Origin of the sequence: Luteitalea sp. (assembly GCF_022842525.1) — a bacterium.
Classification (GTDB): Bacteria; Acidobacteriota; Vicinamibacteria; order Vicinamibacterales; family Vicinamibacteraceae; genus Luteitalea.
Map to the genome: position 1 here is coordinate 17437 of NZ_JALHPM010000050.1, position 19079 is coordinate 36515.

Consider the following 19079-nt stretch of genomic DNA (forward strand, 5'->3'; position numbering starts at 1 on the left):
CGCAGCGCCCTCGGTCTCGAGGTGTCGCGGCGTGCTGAAGGCTCCCGGGCCGTCAGAGCGCTGCCCGCCTCGTTCCCGTGAAGAGATTCAGCACGACGAGGATGAGGGCCAGTACGAGCAGCGCGTGAATCAGGCCGCCCATCGTGTACGCACTCACCGTTCCGATCAGCCACAACACGAACAGAATCAACGCCAGAGTCCAGAGCATGTGCATGTACCTCCTGGCTCCCCTGCTGCAAGCGCCATTCCGTCGCGCCGCGCGGCCGGTGCCGCCTGTGCGGAATCTTGCAAGGGACACCGGCATGACTGCGAAAGGAGCGTCCGCATGCGTATGAATCTGGGACGATGGGAGCGAATCGGATCGGTGGCGGCTGGGGCCGGGCTGTTGTACCTGGAGGCGAGGCGGCCGATGGGGCGGCGAACTCGTCAGTGGATCGGCGCGGGGTTGCTTGCTCGGGGCATGAGCGGCACCTGCCCCGTGAAGCACGCCGTGGTCGGCGATCCCGAGGCGCGCTCGGACACGCGACAGCGGCTGGGCGGGTCGGCCGGCATCCACGTGCGTGAAACCCTCACGATTCGACGCCCCGTCGCCGACGTCTACCGGTTCTGGCGCGACCTGGCCAATCTCGCGAAGTTCCTCAGACACATCGAACGCGTGGATGTGCTGGACAGCCGGCGGTCCCACTGGGTGATGCGCGGGCCCGGTCACCTGCGCTTCGAATGGGATGCGGACATCCTGACCGACGAGACCAACGCGCTGATCTCGTGGAAGAGCTCGGCGCCCGCCGACGTGGTCAGTGCGGGCAGCGTCATCTTCCGCCCACTCGGCAGCGAGCAGACGCAGCTGTCGGTGCACTTCCAGTACGCGCCACCGGGAGGGGAACTCGGGCGGCGGGTCGCGTCCCTGTTCGGTTCGGATCTGCACGCGCAGGTGCGCGAGGACCTGCAGCGGTTGCGTGACCTGCTGGAGCGACGCGACGACGTCGGGATGACGGTGCCGGCGAGTACACACGCCGTGCACCAGCCGTTCTGATGGGCGGCGCCTGGGCTCACGGGGCGCCCGCGCCGCTCAGCGGGAGACCGTGTCTCCCGCGAGCAGCAGGTCGATCGCCACGGCCAGCGCGCAGTTGGGATCCGCCTCTGGTGCACTGAGGTCGGCGGCCGCGTGCGCCTCGGCCAGCGCGTGCGGCATCGCCACGCCCAGTCCGGCCCAGCGCAGCATGGGCACATCGTTGTGACTGTCGCCGAACGCGAGGACCTCGCTCTGCGCGATGCCGTAGTGCCGGGCGACCGCCGCCACGCCCGTGGCCTTGGTGGCGTCCGGCGCATTGAACTCGAGCAGGTGCTCGGTGGTGATCACCACTTCCGCACTGGCGCCGAGTTCGGTGGTCATCGACCGGCTGAAGGCGTGGACGTCGGCGGTCTGGCCGTACCACAGGACCTTCAGGGGCGCTCGCGTCACCTCGTCGTCCAGGTCTCGCGCGTGGACGCGCAGGGTGCCATCGCGCTCGGCGAAGTTGTGGACGACCCAGGGACTGGTCGGACTGGCGACGAAGCCCTCGTCGGTCGCCAGCAGGACGTCGAACCCCTCGGCGCGTCCGCGCTCCAGCAGGCGGGCGGCGAGCGCCGGCGTCACCGGCCGCCGCCAGATCTGCTCCCCGGTCGAGGGATGCATCACCAACGCCCCCTGGTTGGCCACGACGAAGTCATCCAGCCCGAGGCGCTGCTGATAGATCGCCATGCTGTGATGCTCGCGACCCGACGCCAGCACCACCCGGCACCCCGCGGCCTGCAGGCGATCGATGGCCGCGCGATTCTCGCGGCTGACCTGCTTGTCGGGCCCGACGAGCGTGTCGTCGATGTCGATGGCGGCGAGCCGATAGGGGAAGTCGGGACGGGCGAGCATCACTCGATCATAAGGTGCCCCACGCCGAACGCCGCACGCGCGACGTCCCCCGCCGCCGGGCTGGCGCGGCCGTCAGCGAGTCGCGTCGATCGCGGCGTCCAGTTCGGTACGCGACTCGGCCTCGTCCCTCAGCGTCGTGTTGTCCCACGCGAGATCGAAGTGGCGATCGACGAAATCCAGCGCGGCGATGAGCTGTTCCGTTTCGGCGATCCGAGCCCGAGCCGCACGCACATACGACGCCTCGTCGCCCGAGCTGCCGGCAAGCACCCGCACCCCCTGCTCGTCGTGGGCGCGGAACGCCTGCACGGCCCGCCGTGCCTGGAAGGCCCGATAGCCCAGCGCGCGCAGCGTGGCAAAGCCCATGTCGCAGGCGGTGCCCGTGGTCTCGCGGTGGACGTCCGTGACGCCATCGTTGATCAGCACGTAGGCCTCCGCCCGGTCGGGGACCCGCACCACCAGCGCGAGATGCGGGAAGTGCCGGCGTGCCACCTCGATCAGGCGCTGGGTGACGCTGAAGTCGTCCACCGCCAGCACCAGCACCTTCGCCGTCGCGGCCCCGGCCGCCGTCAGCAACTCCAGGCGTGTCGCATCGCCGTAGTAGGCCTCGAGGCCCAGGCGCCTCAGCAATTCGATCCGGTCCCCGTCGAGGTCGAGCACGGTCGTCCCGACGCCACTGGCGCGCAACAGGCGCCCGATGGTGCTGCCCACGCGCCCGAAGCCGGCGACGATGACCGGCGCATGGGCGTCGGCGACCTCGTCAGCCGGTCGCGTCACGGCAGGCGCCGCCAGCCGCGGTTCCAGGAAGCGCGTGTACGCAAGGAGCAGCAGTGGCGTGGCGAGCATGGACAGCGCCACCACGGCCACGAGCCGGCCGCTCTCGCCATCGGTCAGCACGCCGCTCGTGCGCGCCAGCGCCAGCAGCACGAAGGCGAACTCCCCGACCTGACACAGAGCCGTGGCCACGAACAGGCCGTCGGCATGGGTGCTGCGGAACGTGCGCGCCACCGCGTAGAGCACGAGGCCCTTCAGGGCCAGGACGCCGACGACCAGGCCCAGAATCGTGCCCGGGGTGCGCGCCACGAGCAGGAAGTCGATGCCGGCGCCGACCGAGATGAAGAACAGACCGAGCAGCAGCCCCTTGAAGGGCTCGATGTCGCCTTCGAGCTCGTGCCGGTATTCGCTGTCGGCCAGGACCACGCCGGCCAGGAACGTGCCGAGCGCCGGACTCAGGCCGACCACCTGCATCAGGAGGGCAATCCCCACGACGAGCAGGAGCGCGGTCGCCGTGAAGACTTCCCGCAGGTGCGTCCGCGCGATGGCGCGAAACACCGGGCGCAGGAGGTAGCGCCCTGCGCCGACGATGGCGCCGACGGCCGCCAGCACGGCGAGTGCCTGCTGCCACCCCGGGAGCGTGGCCACGCCGTGGGCCTCACCCGCGCCCGACGACACGGCGTACGTCGCCAGCAGTGGGAGCACCGCCAGAATCGGAATGACCGCGATGTCCTGGGCGAGCAGGATCGAGAAGACCCGCTGACCGGCGTCGGTCCGCAGTCGTCCCGCCTCGGCCAGACTCTGCAGGACGATCGCGGTCGAAGACATCGCCAGGATCAGACCCGTGGCCACCGCCGGCTTCCAGCCGCTGCCGACGACGATGGCCATGATGGCCGCGAGCGCCGCGGTGCCGAGGATCTGGGCCCCGCCGAGGCCGAGCACCGCCACCCGCATGCGCCACAGCATGGACGGCCGGAGCTCGAGGCCGATCAGGAACAGCATCATCACGACGCCGAACTCTGCCGCGTGCAACACGTCCTCGCTGCCGTCGGGCACGAGGTGCAGACCGAAGGGGCCGATGGCGATGCCCGCCAACAGGTAGCCCAGGACGGCGCCCATCCCGAGGCGCCGCGCGAGCGGGACGGCCGCGACCGCCGCGGCCAGATAGATGAACGCCTGCAGCAGGACGTTGTCGTGCATCAGGCTCCTCCCACCAGATCGTTGATGCGTTCGGCCGCGGCGGCGCGGTCGAGGTCCAGCGCGCCGTCGCGCAGCGCCATCACCAGGGACCTGTACTGCCGCTGCGCCTCGGTGCAGCCCGTGTCCGGGTCCAGGCGAAGGGCGCCGTGCACGACGAACGGCGCCAGGTACCGCATCCGACACAGGTACGCCGTCTGATCGAAGGGCGCCAGCAACTGTCGCATCGTGTACCGATTCCGGCCGCCGACCTGGTAGGCCGCCTCCGGTCCGCCCGTGGTGGTCGCGTTGAGGAGCACCTTGCCGTCCAGCGCGTGCCCGGTGGAGCCGTAGGCGAACCCGTGTTCGAGGACGAGGTCCAGATACTCCTTCGCCAGGGCTGGTGCGCTGTACCAGTAGAACGGGTGCTGGACGACGATGACGTCGTGGGCGACCAGCCGAGCCTGCTCGGCCGCCACATCGATCTGGAAGTCGGGATAGGCCTCGTAGAGGTCGTGAATCGTGACGTCGTCGAGCCCACGGATGGCCTCCAGCAGGCGTCGATTGAGGCGCGATTTCTCGTAAGCGGGGTGCGCGAAGAGCACCAGCACGCGTGGCATGAGGGCGGAATCATAGCAAGGACGCGCCGAGACCCATGCTGCAGGGTGTAGTCATCTGGAACAGCACCGGTTGGTCGCGGTGGGGGAGTCCGCGCCAGCACAGCCGCAGGAATGGCCTGAAACCTCAGTGAATCCCGATGGTGGCGCGTCTCCTCCGAGGCCCAGGCGGGTGCGCGGCCGATGGTCCGGGCCTTGCTACGGAAGAGGGCATGAACGCCGGGCCGTCGTCCGGCAGAAAAGGAGAAGCTGATGAGTCGGAACTTCATTCCGTGCCTCGGCCTCGTGCTCGGGGCCGCCATGATCGCCGGCACGCCAGCGCTGGCCAGCGGGACCGTCACCGAGGTCGTCATTCACCAGTCTGGCGCGCAGGACGCGTCGACAGACCTGGCCGAGCGGGTCGAGAAGGCGTTGGCGGCCAACAAGAGCCTCGCGGCGGCTGACATCGACGTCAAGGTCGAGGGCACTCGCGTGATCCTCGAGGGACAGGTCTCGAACGCCGCGCAGCGGCAGGCCGCCGAGCGTCTCGTCAAGCGGGTGAAGGGCGTGAAGACGGTCGACAACCAGATTGCGCTTCGCCTGGCTGGCGCCCCGGCCCGTGAGGGCACGAAGGGCTCGGTCCTGGCGGGTGACGTCAAGGACTCGACCGAAGTCGCCGCCGAGAAGACCGGTGACGCGCTCGACAAGACCGGCAGCGCGATTGGCAAGGCGGCCGCCGCGACCAAGGACGCGGTGGTCACGGGTGCGGAGAAGACGCGTGATGCCGTCACCGGCGTGCCAGAGAAGATCGACGAGACCTGGATCACCAGCAAGATCGCCGGCAAGATCAACGCCGATGACGCCCTGGAGCAGGTCGACGTCGATGTGAAGGTGAACAAGAACGTCGTCACCATCACGGGCGACGTGCCGTCGGCAGCGCTGCGCGATCGGGTGCTGCGCATTGCCCGCGAGACCGAAGGGGTCGCCAGCGTCGTCGACCAGATGACGGTGCGTCCGAGGAGTCAGGATTGACCCGAGACACGGCGGATGCCCGCTGGAAGACATTGCGGGGCCGCATCAAACAGACCTGGAGTGAGCTCAGCGACGCGGATCTGGACCGCTTCGAGGGCCAGCGCGACCGTTTCGTCGGGCACATCCAGGAGCGGTTCGGCTGGTCGCGCGTCGACGTGGAACGTCGACTCGACGAGATCGATCGCGCGGAAGGTGCACTGTCGAACTGGGGCGGCTCGACGATTCACTAGCCTTGCCCGCTTCGACGCGGCAAGGTGAAGCACGAAGGGGCGGGCCGCTGAGGCCCGCCCCTTTCTCGTTCCGTGGTCCGTCGCTACTCGGTCATCCGCTTGATGATGGCCGCCTGTTGTCGGGCGTTGTTGGCGATGGCCTTGAGACCGCGCTGGACGACGTCGCTGTCACTGTCGCCATGGCCGAGCAGGTCGGACCACCCCAGGATGGCGTTGAGCGGGCCACGTAATTCGTGCGCCCACTTCGACATGGCCGGTCTGGGATCAGCCTGCCCGGTGTCGTCGCGACGCGTGACGGTGTGCACGACCCCTGCGAGCTGTCCGGACCGTTCGTCGAGACTGACCGACGCCGTGTCGCGGACCGGTACGGCGGTGCCATCCTTCGCCACCAGGCGATAGTCGGAACTCGCCGCGCCAGCCGCGGACCCGAGCGCCAGCAGCACTGCGGCGCGATCCTCCTCGTACACCTGCGAGAGCCACCGTTCTCCCGCGTTCTGATCCAGCGTGGTGCCCGTGAGGTCGCGCCACGCGCGGTTGACGTACACCACGCCCTCTTCCGGAGTCCAGATGCGCACCAGTGCGGAGAGATGATCCAGGGTGCGCTGACACAACGGGTTGAGACCGAGATCGACGGACGCGTTCATGCTGTGGCCACTTCTTCCTGCGGCGCCATCAGGCCGTACTTGCGCATCTTGGCGTACAGCGTCGGTCGATACACGCCGAGGATGTCGGCCGCCGCCCGCTTGTTGCCCCGTGTGTACGCGAGGGTGCGGACGATGGCGGCGCGCTCGACGTCCTCGAGCGTGCAGAGCGGGCTCGTGTCGTCGACGGTCGATCCGGATCGGAACGTCTCGGGCAGGTGACGCAACTGAATCTCCCGGCCCGTGGCCACGATCACCGCGTGCTCGACCACGTGCTCGAGTTCGCGGACGTTGCCGCGCCACACATGCTTCAGCAGGCGCTGCAGCACGGACGGGTGATAGCGCACGACCTCGCGCTCGTACTTCTCGGCGTACCGCTGCAGGAACAACTGGGCGAGCACCGGGATGTCCTCACGCCGTTCGCGCAGGGGCGGGATGTCGAGGACGACGGTGTTGATGCGGAAGAAGAGATCCTCGCGGAACCGGTTGTCGGCCATGAGGGTCTCGAGGCGGGAGTTGGTGGCGCAGATCAGACGGAAATCCGGCGTCGTCATGCGCGTCTCACCAAGGCGCCGCACCTGCTTTTCCTGAAGCACGCGCAGCAGCTTCACCTGCGCGTTGGCTGGCATCTCGCCGATCTCGTCGAGGAACAGCGTGCCGCGATCGGCCGACTCGATCAGGCCGCGCTTGTCGGCCAGCGCCCCCGTGAAGGCGCCCCGCTTGTGGCCGAACAGCTCGGACTCGAACAGCTCGCCCGGAATGGCCCCGCAGTTGATCTTGATGATCGGACCGTTGATGCGCGGACTGCGCTCGTGGACGGCGTCGGCGACCAGTTCCTTGCCCGTGCCGTTCTCGCCGCGAATGAGGACCGACGCATCGGTCGGCGCCACCAGCGTGATGAGGTCGAACAGCCGCCGCATCGCCGGCGAGGTGCCGACGAGCCGTCCGAGTCCGTCCCGCCGCTCGTGGCTCATGCGGAGGCGCGCTGCCTCGGCGTGCAGGTTGCGATGGGCGAGCGCCTTGTCGAGGACCGCCTCGAGCACGGCGAACTCGACGGGCTTCTCGACGAAGTTGAAGGCGCCTTCGCGCATGGCTTCGACGGCCAGCGACACGCTGCCGTGCCCCGTGAGCATCACCACTTCGACCAGCGGGTCGGCATTCTTGAGATGGCGCAGGACTTCGAGACCACTCTGATCGGGCAGCTCGTGATCGAGCAGCACGACGTCCGGGCGGTGCGTCGTGAAGGAGGACAGGGCCGACTGGCCGTCGGTCGCCACGGTCACCTCGTACTGCTTGCGCTCGAGAGCCAGCTTGAGCCACTCGTGGCTCTCGGGCTGGTCATCGACGTGGAGGATGCGGGCGGCCGGCATGGTGTCGCGAGCGTTCATGCGGGTGGTCCTGGGGCAGCGGGTCAGCGGTGCCCATCGCCAGGGTCTGACCCTGTGGTGTTCATTTATTGAACACAGTGTAGTCGAGCCATTCCTCGCCGCGCGCCGGTTGTAGCGAAAGCCCGGTGTGGCTGGTCTGGATTCTGCTCAGTGTTTCGACGATCCGCGGCAAGACGACTGCAGCAGATGTGAACTCAACGTTGCACGGACCGTACCAGCCGGGCCGGCAGCATCGGTGGCGGCCCGGCCTGCTACGCTGTGGGGATGGCGGCTGGCGGACGACGCGTGGTGGGCACGGTGCTCGTGCTGGTGGCCCTCGGGCTGCTGGCGGGAGGGTGGCGGCTGACCGAGACCGACCGGTTCTTCCTGTTGCAGGCCGAACGCACCACCGGCACCGTGGTGGCGCATGAGCCGTTCGAGCGGGAGGCCCGCAAACCCATGGAGCGGTTCCGACTGGTGGTGGCCTTCACGGCGCCCGACGGCAGCCGCGTGCGCTTCCGCAGCGTGAGCAACTACGGCCGTCCGCCCTACGCGGTCGGGGAGCAGGTCCCCGTGCGGTTCGATCCCGAGCAGCCCGGCCGCGCCCGCGTCGATCGGCGCATCGAGTTTCTCGCGCCCGTGCTCATCTGGCTCGGCGCCATTGTCGTGCTGGGCGGCCTTGGCGTGGCCATCGCGGTCTTCGGACCGCGGGATGCCCGCGGCACGTCGCGGCGAGCCGGCTAGGGCTTGTAGAACGCCGCCGCGACGGCGCCGAAGAGCAGCACGCACGCGAGGGCATGCCGGTTGGCGGGCACCTGAAAGGCGTACTCGACCGACGCGATCAGCCAGCTCACGACAATCACCGTGAGGAGCGGTGCCTCGCGGTACTTGAGGTGCCCGTACCAGGCAACGGTCATGAAGGCGTTGGAGATGACGAGGAGCAGCACCGTGAGCACCTCGCCATTGTGGACGAGGGCGGGCCTCGGGCCGCCTGCCGGGGCGGCCGCACGGTTGGCGGCGACCGGATCAGCGCGACGGGACGGCGTACGGCACCCGCGCGCGCAATGTCAGCAGCGGCCGCTCGAACCAGCGGTACGAGGGGATCGCCACCAGCAGCGTGAGCCCCGTCACGAACACCAGGCGCGGCAGGCCGGCGTCCGGATAGGTCATCGGCACGCCGGTGAACCTCTGGGCCGCGCTGAACAGCGTCGGCACGAGCCAGTGGATGACGTACACCCCGTACGAGATGCGCCCGAGGGTGAGCAGCGGCCGCCACGCCGCGACGCGCCCGAGGGCGCCCGGCCATCCCTGCACGCTCGCCTGAACCAGTGCGAGTGACCCGGCCAGCCAGGCCCACTGGTACAGCGTGGCGAAGACGAGTGCGTCGGTGGTGCCGCGCAGGGCGATCAGCACGACGGTGGCCAGGAGGGCCAGCGGGAGTGGCCAGGCGCGAGGCTGTCGTGGTCTGGTGGCCAGCCACGCGCCGACGGCGAGCGCGTCCACCACCATCGGCGTCAGCGCCGAGGCCCATCGGGGTCCCTCCACCTCGGGCACGAACCACAGCCGCATCACCGCCGCCGTGGCGACGAGCGCAGCGAGCACGCCGCCCAACCGCGGGCGTGGTGTCCACAGCACGACGAGTGGCCACAGCAGGTAGAACTGCTCCTCGACGGCGAGTGACCAGAAGTGCCCCAGCGGGACCCACCACTGCTCCCGCACGAGCAGCACGTTGGTGGTGAACGTGAGGTACCACCACACGAAGTCGCGCGCGCCCCGGGTGTCGAGCAGCCAGACCACGGCCACGGCGGCATACGCGAGCGGGACGATCCGCAGCGCGCGCCGCACGTAGAAGGCCCACAGGACGCGCCCGGGCGTGGCGTGGCCGGTGTCTCGCGCGCGCAGCAGGATCTCGGTGATCAGGAATCCGCTGAGCACGAAGAACACGCGGACGCCAGCCCCACCCATGCCGCGACACCAGTCGGTGGTGTGATCGATGAGCACGCCGATGACGGCCACGGCGCGCAGGGCATCGAGCTGCGGGTAGTACGGCGCCGCCTCGGCAGTCGAGGCGGCGGCACGCGGCCGGGTCGTGGGGCTGTCGGCGAGGGTCACGGCACGGTCAGCGGTGGCGACGCCGCCATCGGGCGCGCCAAGCTCCGCCATTATCCGCGTCAACCGACCAGGTGCAAGCATCGATGGCCGCGGCGCGAGCGCCAGGACAGCCGGGTGGTGTGGAGACGGGATGTTTCGGAAAAGTCGGTGGAGCGGGCTACGGGAATCGAACCCGTCTGACTGGCTTGGGAAGCCAGGACATTACCACTATGCTAAGCCCGCCCGCAGCCTGTGATTATCAGCGGCCGCGTCGCCACAAGTCAACGTCTCAGCCGTCGGCCCCATCGATCATCTCGTCCACCACCACACCGGCCATCTCGACGGCGCGCTGGTCGTGCCACGGCTACCGCATGTTGTGTCGCTTTGGTGTATCTGTACGCGCGACGTACAGCCGCCGCACCGTATCTGAACCACCACACGCCTGTTCCTGCCGCCATTCCGCCGTCTTCCCCGACGCGGACCGCTTCTTGCCTTCACTTATCGGCATAGGGGCGGGCACTGGCTCGTCGTCAACGTACCCCGCCGGTCCTGGCGACGGCGGGTCGTGAACCGAAGCAGATGCGGAGGAAGACATCATGAAGCGCACGTTCCAATGGGTGACCACCTTTACAGTCGCGGCAGGCATGACGGCCATGGCGCAGCAGCCGAGCACGAGCGGCGCGATGGCGCAGAAGGCCCAGGGCGAGAAGATGACGGTGCAGGGCTGCCTGCAGGCCGGCACGGGCAGCGGCGCGAGCACGTCGACCTCCGGCACCACGCCCGGCTCGACCATGTCGGGTGCCACCGGCTCGACGGGCAGCACCGGCAGCGCGGGCTCGACCGGCTCCACCGGCAGCAGTGCGACCGGGAGCACGAGCACCGGCAGCACCGGCCAGGCGGGCAGCAGCGGCAGCACGATGTCCGGCACGCAGGGCGCGACCGCGCAGAGCGGCCAGGCGGCGGGTGCGGGACGCTACGGCAGCACGTCGGGGAGCGGCATGTACATGCTGCGCGTCTCGGACGGCGGCAGCGGCAACGCGACGACAGGCATGCCGAGCAGCACGGCGGGGCAGAGCGACGCCCGTTCGGCCGCGGGCCAGCAGGGCGGACGCGTCTACCACCTGATGGCGGACGCCTCGACCAACCTGGCGGCGCATGTCGGTCATCAGATCGAGGTGACGGGCACGCTCGAATCGGGTAGCGCCTCGGGCTCGCCCAGCATGGGGGCGCACGGCGGCTCGGCGACGACGGGTAGCGGGGCAGCTGGCTCGGGCAGCGGCAGCACGGGCTATGCCGGCCAGGGCACCTCGGGCAGCGGCAGCACCGGCAGCGGTGCGGCTGGTGGCACGGGCGCCACGACGGGGACGACGACGGGCAGCCAGGCTGGCAGCTCGGCCGGCGCCGCCTCGATGCAGCACATGGCCAATCAGGCCGCCACGACGGGCGTGCTGAAGGTGACCAACGTCAAGATGATCGCCGCGACCTGCCGCTAGGCGACCGCGCGCGACACAGACGAAGAAGGCCGCCTCCGATCCGGGGGGGCGGCCTTTTTGTATGTGGACGCCTCAGCGAGACGTCCCTCCCACGGTCGGTCGGCACGCAGCCGCGCGTCCCACCACGTCAGCCGCGGATGATGCCCAGCACTTCGTCCCGGCGTCGCTGCATGATGTCGTCGGTGACGCCCTCGAGGTTCAGGCGCAGCAGCGGCTCGGTGTTGGACTTGCGCACGTTGAAATGCCAGTCCGGGTACTCCACCGACACGCCGTCGAGGTGGTACACGTGGCCGTCGGCATATCTGGCGGTCAGCTCGGCGATCTTCTCGTCGGCCAGGGCCATCGTCGCCAGCTTGGTGTTGATCTCGCCAGAGATGAAGTACTTCTCGCGCAGGGGCGCCAGCAGTTCCGCCAGCGTCTGCCCCTTGCGCGACATCAGTTCCAGGATCAGCAGGACCGGGATGAAGCCGTTGTCGGCGTAGAAGTTGTCGCGGAAGTAGTAGTGGCCCGTGACCTCGCCGCCGAAGATCGCGTCTTCGGCCCGCATGCGCTGCTTGATGAACGCATGCCCGACGCGGCTCATCAGCGCCGTGCCGCCGTACTGCGCCACGAGATCCTTGACGGCATAGCTCGCGCGCACGTCGTAGATGATCTTCTCGCCCGGGTACTTCATCAGGAAGGCTTCGGCGAGCAGCGCGGTGACGAAGTCGCCCGCCACGAAGTCCCCGGTGCCGTCGATGAAGAAGCAGCGATCGGCGTCACCATCCCACGCGATGCCGATGTCGGCCTTCTCGTCGAGGACACGCTGCGTCACCGTGCGGCGGTTCTCCTCGATGAGCGGGTTGGACTCGTGATGGGGGAACGTCCCGTCCACCTCCATCGCGACGTGCGAGGTGCGGCAGGGGAGGCGCGCGAAGATCTTCGGCCCGATCAGTCCGCCCATGCCGCTGCCGGCATCGAGCACGCAGGAGAAGGGCTTGATGATCGACGGATCGATGAACCGGAAGATGTGCTCGAGATAGTCGTCCACCACCTCGCGCCGTTCGTACCCGCCCATGGTCGGCTGCCGTGGCGGCAACTCACGGGCCATGATCATCTCCCTGATCTCCTTGAGGCCCACTTCACCGCTGAGCGGCTTGGCGCCCTTCGAGACCAGCTTGATGCCGTTGTACTCCTTCGGGTTGTGCGACGCCGTGATCTGCGCGCCGCCGTCGAGGCCGTCGCGGCACACCGCGAAGTACATGACGTCAGTCGGCATCATGCCGTAGTCGACGACGTCGCAGCCCTGCTGACGGGCCCCTTCGATGAAAGCCTCGGCGAGCCCCGGCGACGAGGTCCGCATGTCGCGCGTCACCGCAATGCGCCGCGCTCCGAGGTAGGAGGCGAATGCCCCACCGATGTCGTGCGCCGCGGTCTCGTTCACCTCCGACGGGTAGAGTCCCCGCACGTCGTAGGCCTTGAAGATCTCCGGGTTCACGACGTTCACATCTGCCATGCGTCCATCCGAGGCGCCGGGCGCCACCGGGGCACCACCGCGCCGAAAAGGCCCGCCAGAGGGGGCGTCAGAGTCTGCTGAAATCCGTGACGGTGCTGCGGTCGCCGACCATCCGGCCCTCGCCGAGCACCGTGTTGCGGCCGATGTGGCAGTTGCGGCCGATCAGCGTGCCTTCGACGACGGCCTCGGCGCCGATGACGGTGTTGGCCCAGGTCACCGAGTCGCGGACCTGCGCCTGCTCGTCCACCTGCACCTGCCGCCCGATCACGGCATACGGCCCGAGCCTGGCCCCCGCCTTGATGACCGACCCCTCGTCGAGGAAGCACGGTCCCTGGATGTGGACATCCTGTTCGATGCGCGCGCCGAGGTCGACGATGCCGCCGGGCCGATCGAGGAACGGCGCCGCATGGTAGCGGCCGTCCATGATGTCCCGGTGCACCTGCCGGTACTTCTCGGGGGTGCCGATGTCGATCCAGTAGCCGTCGTTGACATAGGCCACGAACGTCTCGCCGTTGGCCACCAGCGACGGGAAGTACTGGCGCTCGATCGAGTAGGCCTCGTTGTCCGGGATGCGGTCCAGCGTCTCGGGTTCGAGCACGTAGATGCCGGCGTTGATCGTGTTCACCGTGATCTCGTCCTGCCCGGGCTTCTCGAGGAAGCGCAGGACGTTGCCCTCGGCGTCGGTCTCGACCAGTCCGTAGGCCGACGGGTTGTCCACCGGCGTCAGCACGATGGTCGCCTTGGCTTTCGCGGCCCGGTGCCGCGCGATGACGGCCTGCAGGTCGATCTGCTGCAGCACGTCGCCGTTGAGGACGATCACCGAGTCCTGGACGGTCTGCGCCGAGAACTTGATCGCCCCGCCGGTGCCGAGCGGCTGGGGTTCGACCGCATAGGAAATCTTGATCCCGAGGGCGTCGCCGTTGCCGAAGGTCTCCTCGATGCGCCTGGGCTGGTAGTTCAGGCTGAGGATCACTTCGGTGATCTCGGGCACCTGACGCAGCTGATCGAGCTGGTACATCAGGAAGGGCCGGTTGAAGATCGGGACGATCGGTTTGGGGGTGTTCAGCGTGAGGGGACGCAGGCGCGTGCCTTTGCCACCTGCGAGCAGTATGGCCTTCATGTCAGCCCGAAATGATAGCGCACACCCACGACACGGCCCTGCCGGCAGGTACAATGGCGCCGCTCCCCACGATGCTCAATCTCCCGAACACCCTGTCGGTCGTCCGCATCGTGCTGGTGCCCCTCCTCGTCGTCGTAATGCTGACTCCACCGCGCAGCTGGGAATGGACGGGCGTGCGCAGCGACTTCCTCGGGGCGCTGATCTTCGCGCTCGCATCGCTGACCGACCTGCTCGATGGCTGGCTGGCGCGTCGGCGGCGGCAGATCACGGCGGTCGGACAGTGGCTGGACCCGCTGGCCGACAAGCTGCTCGTGCTGGGGGCCCTCATCTCGCTGGTGCAGCTGGAGCGGGCCCCGGCCTGGATGGTCACCATCATCGTCGGACGCGACCTCGCGGTGACGGGGCTGCGCAGCGTCGCGACCGCCCGCGGCGTGGCGATGCCCGCCTCCGAACTGGGCAAGCGCAAGATGGCCGCGCAGGTGACGGCCATCCTCGGTCTCCTGCTGGCGCCCAGCGTGCCGTTTCCGCTCGATTGGGTCGGGACGCTCGCCTTGTGGGTGATGCTCGCCCTGGCGGTCTGGTCGGCCCTGGACTACTACCGGCGCTTCAACTCCGTGCTGAAGACGCCCGACGTCGGGGAGCCGTGAGCGCTCCCCGAGCCCCCGCTACTGCGGCGGCTTGACGTCCACGGTGGGCTTGGCAGGGGGCGGCGTGACCCCGATGCCGCCGCTGGGGTTGCCGGGCCCGATGATGCCGCCTGGGGCCGGCGTGCCTGCCGGGGTGGCCGCCGGGCTGCCGTCGGCCGCCCCGGGCGTGCGGGAGGCCAGCGTCGTCTTGACCTGTTCCTTGAGGGCCGCGCCCTTCGGGAGGAACTCGCTCTCGAGAAACTCGGCTTCGAGCTTCTCGAGCAGCGGCAGCGCCTCGGCCTCGAGCTTCACCGTCACCAGGGCCTCTGCGAGGTAGTAGTACACCGCGTCGCGGTTGGTGAACTTCGGGTCTTCGGTCAGCACCTGCCGGAATCGGGAGATGCCGCCCGGATACCAGCGGGCCCGGTGGTAGAAGTAGCCCACCTTGTAGATGGACTCGCTGAGGCGGTCGCGCGCGACGCGCTCCTTCTCGAGCACCTCGGGCAGCAGCTCACTGTTGGGATACTTCTGCCGGAAGGCCGCAAATTGCTCGAGCGCGGCGAGGGTCTCCGTCTGATCGCGCTCCGCCTTCGGCATCTGGTCGAAGTGGGTCATCGCCAGCTTGTACTGGGCGTAGTCGGCTCGCGCGTGCGTGGGGAAGTAGGACAGGAACTCCTGGAACTCCCGTTCGGCGCGCAGCTTGCCCTCGGTGGACCCGTCGTTGAGGTAGGCGTCGCCCAGGCCCAGCTTGGCGTCGGCGCGCAGCGGACTCTGCGGGTAGCCGTCGACCAGCTGCTGGTAGTACTCCCGCGCCGTGAACCACTTGCGGTCGTCCATGGAGAGCTTGCCCTGCTCGAACAGGTACTTGTCCGGCTCGGTGACGCCCGTGGGGATGTTGCCGCGCTTGGTGGCGCAGGCGGCGGTGACCACCACCAGCAGGACCAGCGCCGCGGTGCGGACCGGTCGACCGATCCGGCTCATGCTCGTTCGCTTCGTAACCATGCGTACTCTTCTGCCAATCCCTGCTCGAGCGTGACCGACGGCGCAAAGCCGAGGTCCGTCGCCGCGCGACTCGTGTCCGCGTAGGTGTCGCGCATGTCGCCCTTCTGGGGCGGCTGCTGATCGATGGCGATGGGCTCTCCGACGAGACGGCCGATCATCGCGAAGACGTCGTTCACCGTCACTCGGGCCCCACCGCCCAGGTTGTACACACGCCCGGGAACGCCCCGGGTGCCCGCGGCCACCGTGCCCGTCACCGCATCGGCCACGAACGTGAAGTCCCGCGTCTGCTCGCCGTCGCCATACCGGGTCAGCGGACGCCCGTCCATGGCCGCCGTCAGGAACCGGTGAAAGCCCATGTCCGGACGTTGCCGCGGCCCATAGACCGTGAAGTAGCGCAGGGCCACGAACGGCAGGCCATGGTTCACGTGGTACAGGTGGCCCAGGTGTTCGGCGGCGAGCTTGGAGACCCCGTACGGCGACAGCGGCTGCAGCCGCTGATCCTCCCGCATCGGGATCGGCGCATCGTCTCCATAGACCGAGGACGTCGAGGCATAGACGAACCGGTCGAGCGGGCGGCCGGCACAGGCCTCCAGCAAACGCTGCGACACGGCGATGTTGTTGTGGACGTAGACACCGAAATCGCGCCCCCAGCTCTTGCGCACACCCGCCTGCGCCGCGAGATGGAAGATGTGCGTCACGCCGTCGAGCAGCGCGTCGAGGTCCGTCCCGAGCAGGTCGTCCTCGACGAACCGGAACCGGGGCGACTGCCTGGCGGCCGCGAGGTTGCGCTCCTTGAGCGCCCGCGGGTAGTAGTCGGTGAAGCAGTCGATGCCGACCACGTCCGCGCCCTGCGACAGGAGCCGGTCGGTGAGGGTCGAGCCGATGAACCCGGCGGCCCCGGTGACGAGTGCCTTCACGCCAACATCTCCCTCAGCGCCACCGGCAGGCGGCATGGACGCCCGTCACGGGTGACCGGCACGTGCATGGTCCGGGCGGTCGCCAGCTCCCGGCCATCGGCCAGGCGCACCAGCGCGTAGGTGAACTCGACTCGCACGCCACTCGCCATGCGGCCCGTCGTCCGGATCTCCAACTCGTCATCGTACCGCGCCGGGTGCCGGTACTGGCAAGCGGCCTCGATCACCGGCAGGCTGACGCCGCCCTCTTCGAGCGCCTTGTAGCTCCAGCCGAGCTGTCGCAGCCACTCGACGCGCCCGACCTCGAACCACGCGAAGTAGTTGCCGTGATAGACCACGCCCATCTGGTCGGTTTCGGCATAGCGCACCCGGATTCGGGCGGTGCCCGCGAGTTCGCTCATCGGGAGCCACGTGCCTGCCAGCCACGTGCCCCGGCCGCCCGGAGCGCCGCCATCGCCGCCGTCGGGTCTGCCGCGCCGAAGACGGCGTTGCCGGCCACCAGCACGTCCCCGCCCGCCTCGACCACGGCCTCGGCCCGCGCCGGGTCGACCCCGCCGTCCACGGTGATGACGGCGGCACTGCCCTGACGGTCGAGCAGATCCCGCAGGCGGCGGAGCCGGTCGTAGCTGCGCTCGATGAACGCCTGCCCCCCGAAACCGGGGTTGACCGACATCAGGATGACGATGTCGAGGTCGGCCGCGATCTCGGTCAGCGTCTCGAGCGGCGTCGCCGGGTTGATGGCCACGCCCGGTCTGGCCCCGAGTTCGCGAATCCGGTGGACGAGGCGATGCAGGTGATCGGTGGCCTCGACGTGGACGGACACCGACGCCGCCCCCGCCTGCACGAAGGCGTCGACGTAGGTCTCGGGCTCGACGATCATCAGGTGGACGTCGAGCGGCACCGGCGACACCCGCGCCAGGGCGGCCACGACCGGGACCCCGATGCTGATGTTGGGCACGAACCGGCCATCCATCACATCGACGTGAATCCAGTCGGCGCCGGCGGCCGCCACCATGGCGACATCCCGGCCGAGCGCGGCGAAATCGGCACTCAGAATCGACGGCGCAATCCGCACGCTCACCGGCTGACCTCCAGGGAGATGGCGTCGCCCGGGGCAATCTGGAAACCGCCGAGCGGAGACTGCCGCAAGACGATGCCGGGGGGCACGCCAGGGTAGGGTTGCTCGGCCACCATCGCGACGCGGAAGCCACGCACGCGCAGCAGTTCGGCCGCCTGTTGCGCATTGACGCCGATGAGGTCCGGCATCACGTACGTCGTGCCGCGTTCGCCCCGGTTGACCAGCAGGGACACGGTGTCGGCGGCAGCGCCCGAGGCCGGATTCTGCGCGACCACGATGCCGGCGGGGAAGGCCGACGACCGGATGGCAGCGAGGTCCCGGATGCCGATCCCTTCGCCCTCGAGGCGCAACTGGGCGGTGCGCTCGGTCAGCCCCATCACGGCCGGCACGCGGCTCACGGTCGGCCCCGCGCTCAACCACACCTTGACGCTCCGGGGCCGTCGGGCCGTGCTGCCCGACACCGGGTCCTGGGCGAGGATCAGTCCGGCCTTCACCTTGGGATCCGACCGGCGGGCTTCCTCGACCTTGAGCGGCAAGCCGAGCTCGGTGAGGGACGTGCTGGCCTGATTGACGGTCCGGCCCCGCAGGTCGGGCACCCGGACGTCACGCGTGCGCAGCGCCAGGCGCATCGCCATGCCGAACGAGACGGCGTAGGTGATACCCAGCAACGCCAGCAGCATCACCAGCTTGCCCGCGCCCCACACCCGGCCGGTGAACCCTCGCCGCGCTTCCATCACGGCATGATCCCACAGGCCTGCGCCGGCGTTTCGAGCACGGCCGCGAAGAAGGCATCGAGCCCGTGGACGTGCGGCCAGGAGCGAAGGGCGCCGTCCTCCGTGAGCAGGGGCGTCATCGACGAGGGCAGCCCGGCCTGACGGAGGTCGACCCGCCGCAGCGAGGGGTGGGCCCGCAGGACGTCGGCCACCAGATCCTCGTTCTCCTCGGGTTCACTCGAACACGTGGCGTAAATCAGCCGCCCGCCGGGCGCGAGGGCCCGCAGTCCGTCCTCGACCAGACTCCGCTGCAACTCGACCAGGCCGGGCAGATCGGCCAGCGTCCGTCGCCATCGCACGTCGGGCTCGCGCCGCAGCGTGCCCAGCCCCGAACAGGGCGCGTCGACCAGCAGGGTGTCGATCGTCCCGGCGAACGGCAGATGACGGGCATCGCTCCGCACCACGGGGGGACGTCGTCCGCCCGCCCGCGCCAGCGTCGCCGCCAGCAGGGCGACGCGGCGGGCGCGGACGTCGTTGGCGATCGGGATCGCCCCCGGCGGCAGGTAGGGCCGCATGGCCAGCGTCTTGCCCCCGGGCGCCGCGCAGGCATCCAGGACCCGCCCGCGCGCCACGACACCCGCGACGACCCCGACCGCGGCCGACGCTTCGTCCTGCGCGTAGGCCGCGCCGTCCTTGAGCAGGGCGAGCGCGTCGCGCCCGCTCGCGAGCACGACGCCACCGGGGACGTAGGGCGTCGGCGTGCCCTCCACCGGCAGCGGTGTCGCGTCCGGTCCGCCGGGCAGCGGCCACAGCGTGACCTCGGCCGGC

21 protein-coding genes, 1 tRNA gene and 1 pseudogene are annotated in these 19079 nt (G+C 69.4%); 6 read left to right on the plus strand and 17 right to left on the minus strand.

Going from position 1 to position 19079, the window contains the following annotated elements; all coding sequences use genetic code 11:
• Nucleotides 1-52 precede the first annotated feature (52 nt).
• A complete protein-coding gene (locus Q0C41_RS12230) occupies nucleotides 53-208 on the minus strand; it encodes a lmo0937 family membrane protein (RefSeq protein WP_291984059.1) in 156 nt (51 codons plus the stop codon).
• A 117-nt stretch (nucleotides 209-325) separates the two neighbouring features.
• On the opposite strand from Q0C41_RS12230, the gene Q0C41_RS12235 reads away from it, so the two are divergent.
• Nucleotides 326-1033, plus strand: coding sequence for an SRPBCC family protein (locus Q0C41_RS12235; RefSeq protein WP_291984060.1), 708 nt, complete (start codon nucleotides 326-328; stop codon nucleotides 1031-1033).
• A 36-nt stretch (nucleotides 1034-1069) separates the two neighbouring features.
• Here the strand turns inward: Q0C41_RS12235 and Q0C41_RS12240 are convergent, their stop codons facing one another.
• The 3 genes from Q0C41_RS12240 to Q0C41_RS12250 all read right to left on the minus strand — a co-directional run bounded on the left by Q0C41_RS12240 (nucleotide 1070) and on the right by Q0C41_RS12250 (nucleotide 4473).
• Nucleotides 1070-1906 (minus strand): Cof-type HAD-IIB family hydrolase, encoded by an 837-nt coding sequence (locus tag Q0C41_RS12240; RefSeq protein ID WP_291984061.1) that lies wholly within the window; start codon nucleotides 1904-1906, stop codon nucleotides 1070-1072.
• Nucleotides 1907-1978: 72 nt separating this feature from the next.
• Entirely contained in the window at nucleotides 1979-3877 is a 1899-nt protein-coding gene (locus Q0C41_RS12245; protein ID WP_291984062.1) for a monovalent cation:proton antiporter-2 (CPA2) family protein, read from the minus strand.
• The gene (locus Q0C41_RS12250) at nucleotides 3877-4473 is read right to left on the minus strand and encodes an NAD(P)H-dependent oxidoreductase (RefSeq protein WP_291984063.1); all 597 of its coding nucleotides are present in this window, start codon (nucleotides 4471-4473) and stop codon (nucleotides 3877-3879) included. The genes Q0C41_RS12245 and Q0C41_RS12250 overlap by 1 nt, the downstream gene beginning before the upstream one ends.
• Before the next feature lie 249 nt (nucleotides 4474-4722).
• Here Q0C41_RS12250 and Q0C41_RS12255 point away from each other — a divergent pair, with 249 nt between their 5' ends.
• Nucleotides 4723-5481: a BON domain-containing protein gene (locus Q0C41_RS12255; RefSeq protein WP_291984064.1), complete on the plus strand. Its 759-nt coding sequence runs from the start codon at nucleotides 4723-4725 to the stop codon at nucleotides 5479-5481.
• Entirely contained in the window at nucleotides 5478-5711 is a 234-nt protein-coding gene (locus Q0C41_RS12260; RefSeq protein ID WP_291984065.1) for a hypothetical protein, read from the plus strand. Before Q0C41_RS12255 ends, Q0C41_RS12260 begins: the two co-directional genes overlap by 4 nt.
• Nucleotides 5712-5794: 83 nt before the next feature.
• Here Q0C41_RS12260 and Q0C41_RS12265 read toward each other — a convergent pair whose 3' ends face one another.
• Both Q0C41_RS12265 and Q0C41_RS12270 read right to left on the minus strand, forming a co-directional pair.
• A complete protein-coding gene (locus Q0C41_RS12265; protein ID WP_291984066.1) occupies nucleotides 5795-6355 on the minus strand; it encodes a PAS domain-containing protein in 561 nt (186 codons plus the stop codon).
• Nucleotides 6352-7740 (minus strand): sigma-54 dependent transcriptional regulator, encoded by a 1389-nt coding sequence (locus Q0C41_RS12270; protein WP_291984067.1) that lies wholly within the window; start codon nucleotides 7738-7740, stop codon nucleotides 6352-6354. Before Q0C41_RS12270 ends, Q0C41_RS12265 begins: the two co-directional genes overlap by 4 nt.
• Nucleotides 7741-8004: 264 nt before the next feature.
• On the opposite strand from Q0C41_RS12270, the gene Q0C41_RS12275 reads away from it, so the two are divergent.
• Nucleotides 8005-8463 carry a DUF3592 domain-containing protein gene (locus tag Q0C41_RS12275; RefSeq protein ID WP_291984068.1) on the plus strand — a complete coding sequence of 153 codons (459 nt, stop codon included), beginning with the start codon at nucleotides 8005-8007 and terminating at the stop codon, nucleotides 8461-8463.
• 56 nt (nucleotides 8464-8519) lie between these two features.
• On the opposite strand, the pseudogene Q0C41_RS12280 reads toward Q0C41_RS12275, so the two are convergent.
• From Q0C41_RS12280 to Q0C41_RS12290, 3 genes and pseudogenes are all read right to left on the minus strand, one after another.
• Nucleotides 8520-8675 (minus strand): annotated as a pseudogene (locus tag Q0C41_RS12280) (DMT family protein); the annotation flags it as partial.
• A 70-nt stretch (nucleotides 8676-8745) separates the two neighbouring features.
• Entirely contained in the window at nucleotides 8746-9882 is a 1137-nt protein-coding gene (locus Q0C41_RS12285) for an acyltransferase (protein WP_291984070.1), read from the minus strand.
• A gap of 97 nt (nucleotides 9883-9979) precedes the next feature.
• A tRNA-Gly gene (locus Q0C41_RS12290) sits at nucleotides 9980-10053 on the minus strand.
• A 353-nt stretch (nucleotides 10054-10406) separates the two neighbouring features.
• Between Q0C41_RS12290 and Q0C41_RS12295 the strand changes: the two genes are divergently transcribed.
• The gene (locus Q0C41_RS12295; RefSeq protein ID WP_291984071.1) at nucleotides 10407-11303 is read left to right on the plus strand and encodes a hypothetical protein; all 897 of its coding nucleotides are present in this window, start codon (nucleotides 10407-10409) and stop codon (nucleotides 11301-11303) included.
• A 127-nt stretch (nucleotides 11304-11430) separates the two neighbouring features.
• Here the strand turns inward: Q0C41_RS12295 and Q0C41_RS12300 are convergent, their stop codons facing one another.
• Together Q0C41_RS12300 and Q0C41_RS12305 are read right to left on the minus strand one after the other, a co-directional pair.
• A complete protein-coding gene (locus tag Q0C41_RS12300; protein WP_291984072.1) occupies nucleotides 11431-12798 on the minus strand; it encodes a phosphomannomutase/phosphoglucomutase in 1368 nt (455 codons plus the stop codon).
• Nucleotides 12799-12865: 67 nt separating this feature from the next.
• Nucleotides 12866-13918: an NDP-sugar synthase gene (locus Q0C41_RS12305; RefSeq protein WP_291984073.1), complete on the minus strand. Its 1053-nt coding sequence runs from the start codon at nucleotides 13916-13918 to the stop codon at nucleotides 12866-12868.
• A gap of 53 nt (nucleotides 13919-13971) precedes the next feature.
• Here Q0C41_RS12305 and pgsA point away from each other — a divergent pair, with 53 nt between their 5' ends.
• Nucleotides 13972-14565 (plus strand): CDP-diacylglycerol--glycerol-3-phosphate 3-phosphatidyltransferase, encoded by a 594-nt coding sequence (gene pgsA / locus Q0C41_RS12310; protein ID WP_291984074.1) that lies wholly within the window; start codon nucleotides 13972-13974, stop codon nucleotides 14563-14565.
• An 18-nt stretch (nucleotides 14566-14583) separates the two neighbouring features.
• On the opposite strand, the gene bamD is transcribed toward pgsA, so the two are convergent.
• The 6 genes from bamD to Q0C41_RS12340 all read right to left on the minus strand — a co-directional run.
• Entirely contained in the window at nucleotides 14584-15546 is a 963-nt protein-coding gene (gene bamD, locus Q0C41_RS12315; RefSeq protein ID WP_291984075.1) for an outer membrane protein assembly factor BamD, read from the minus strand.
• Complete coding sequence (locus tag Q0C41_RS12320; protein ID WP_291984076.1) at nucleotides 15522-16463, minus strand: NAD-dependent epimerase/dehydratase family protein; 942 nt, start codon at nucleotides 16461-16463, stop codon at nucleotides 15522-15524. Before Q0C41_RS12320 ends, bamD begins: the two co-directional genes overlap by 25 nt.
• Nucleotides 16460-16861, minus strand: a complete 402-nt coding sequence (locus Q0C41_RS12325) for a thioesterase family protein (RefSeq protein ID WP_291984077.1) — start codon at nucleotides 16859-16861, stop codon at nucleotides 16460-16462. The genes Q0C41_RS12320 and Q0C41_RS12325 overlap by 4 nt, the downstream gene beginning before the upstream one ends.
• Nucleotides 16858-17541: a ribulose-phosphate 3-epimerase gene (rpe, locus tag Q0C41_RS12330; RefSeq protein ID WP_291984078.1), complete on the minus strand. Its 684-nt coding sequence runs from the start codon at nucleotides 17539-17541 to the stop codon at nucleotides 16858-16860. The genes Q0C41_RS12325 and rpe overlap by 4 nt, the downstream gene beginning before the upstream one ends.
• Nucleotides 17538-18272, minus strand: coding sequence for a PASTA domain-containing protein (locus tag Q0C41_RS12335; RefSeq protein WP_291984079.1), 735 nt, complete (start codon nucleotides 18270-18272; stop codon nucleotides 17538-17540). The genes rpe and Q0C41_RS12335 overlap by 4 nt, the downstream gene beginning before the upstream one ends.
• Nucleotides 18272-19079: RsmB/NOP family class I SAM-dependent RNA methyltransferase (locus Q0C41_RS12340; protein ID WP_291984080.1), on the minus strand; the 808-nt coding region annotated here is incomplete at its 5' end. The genes Q0C41_RS12335 and Q0C41_RS12340, both read right to left, overlap by 1 nt.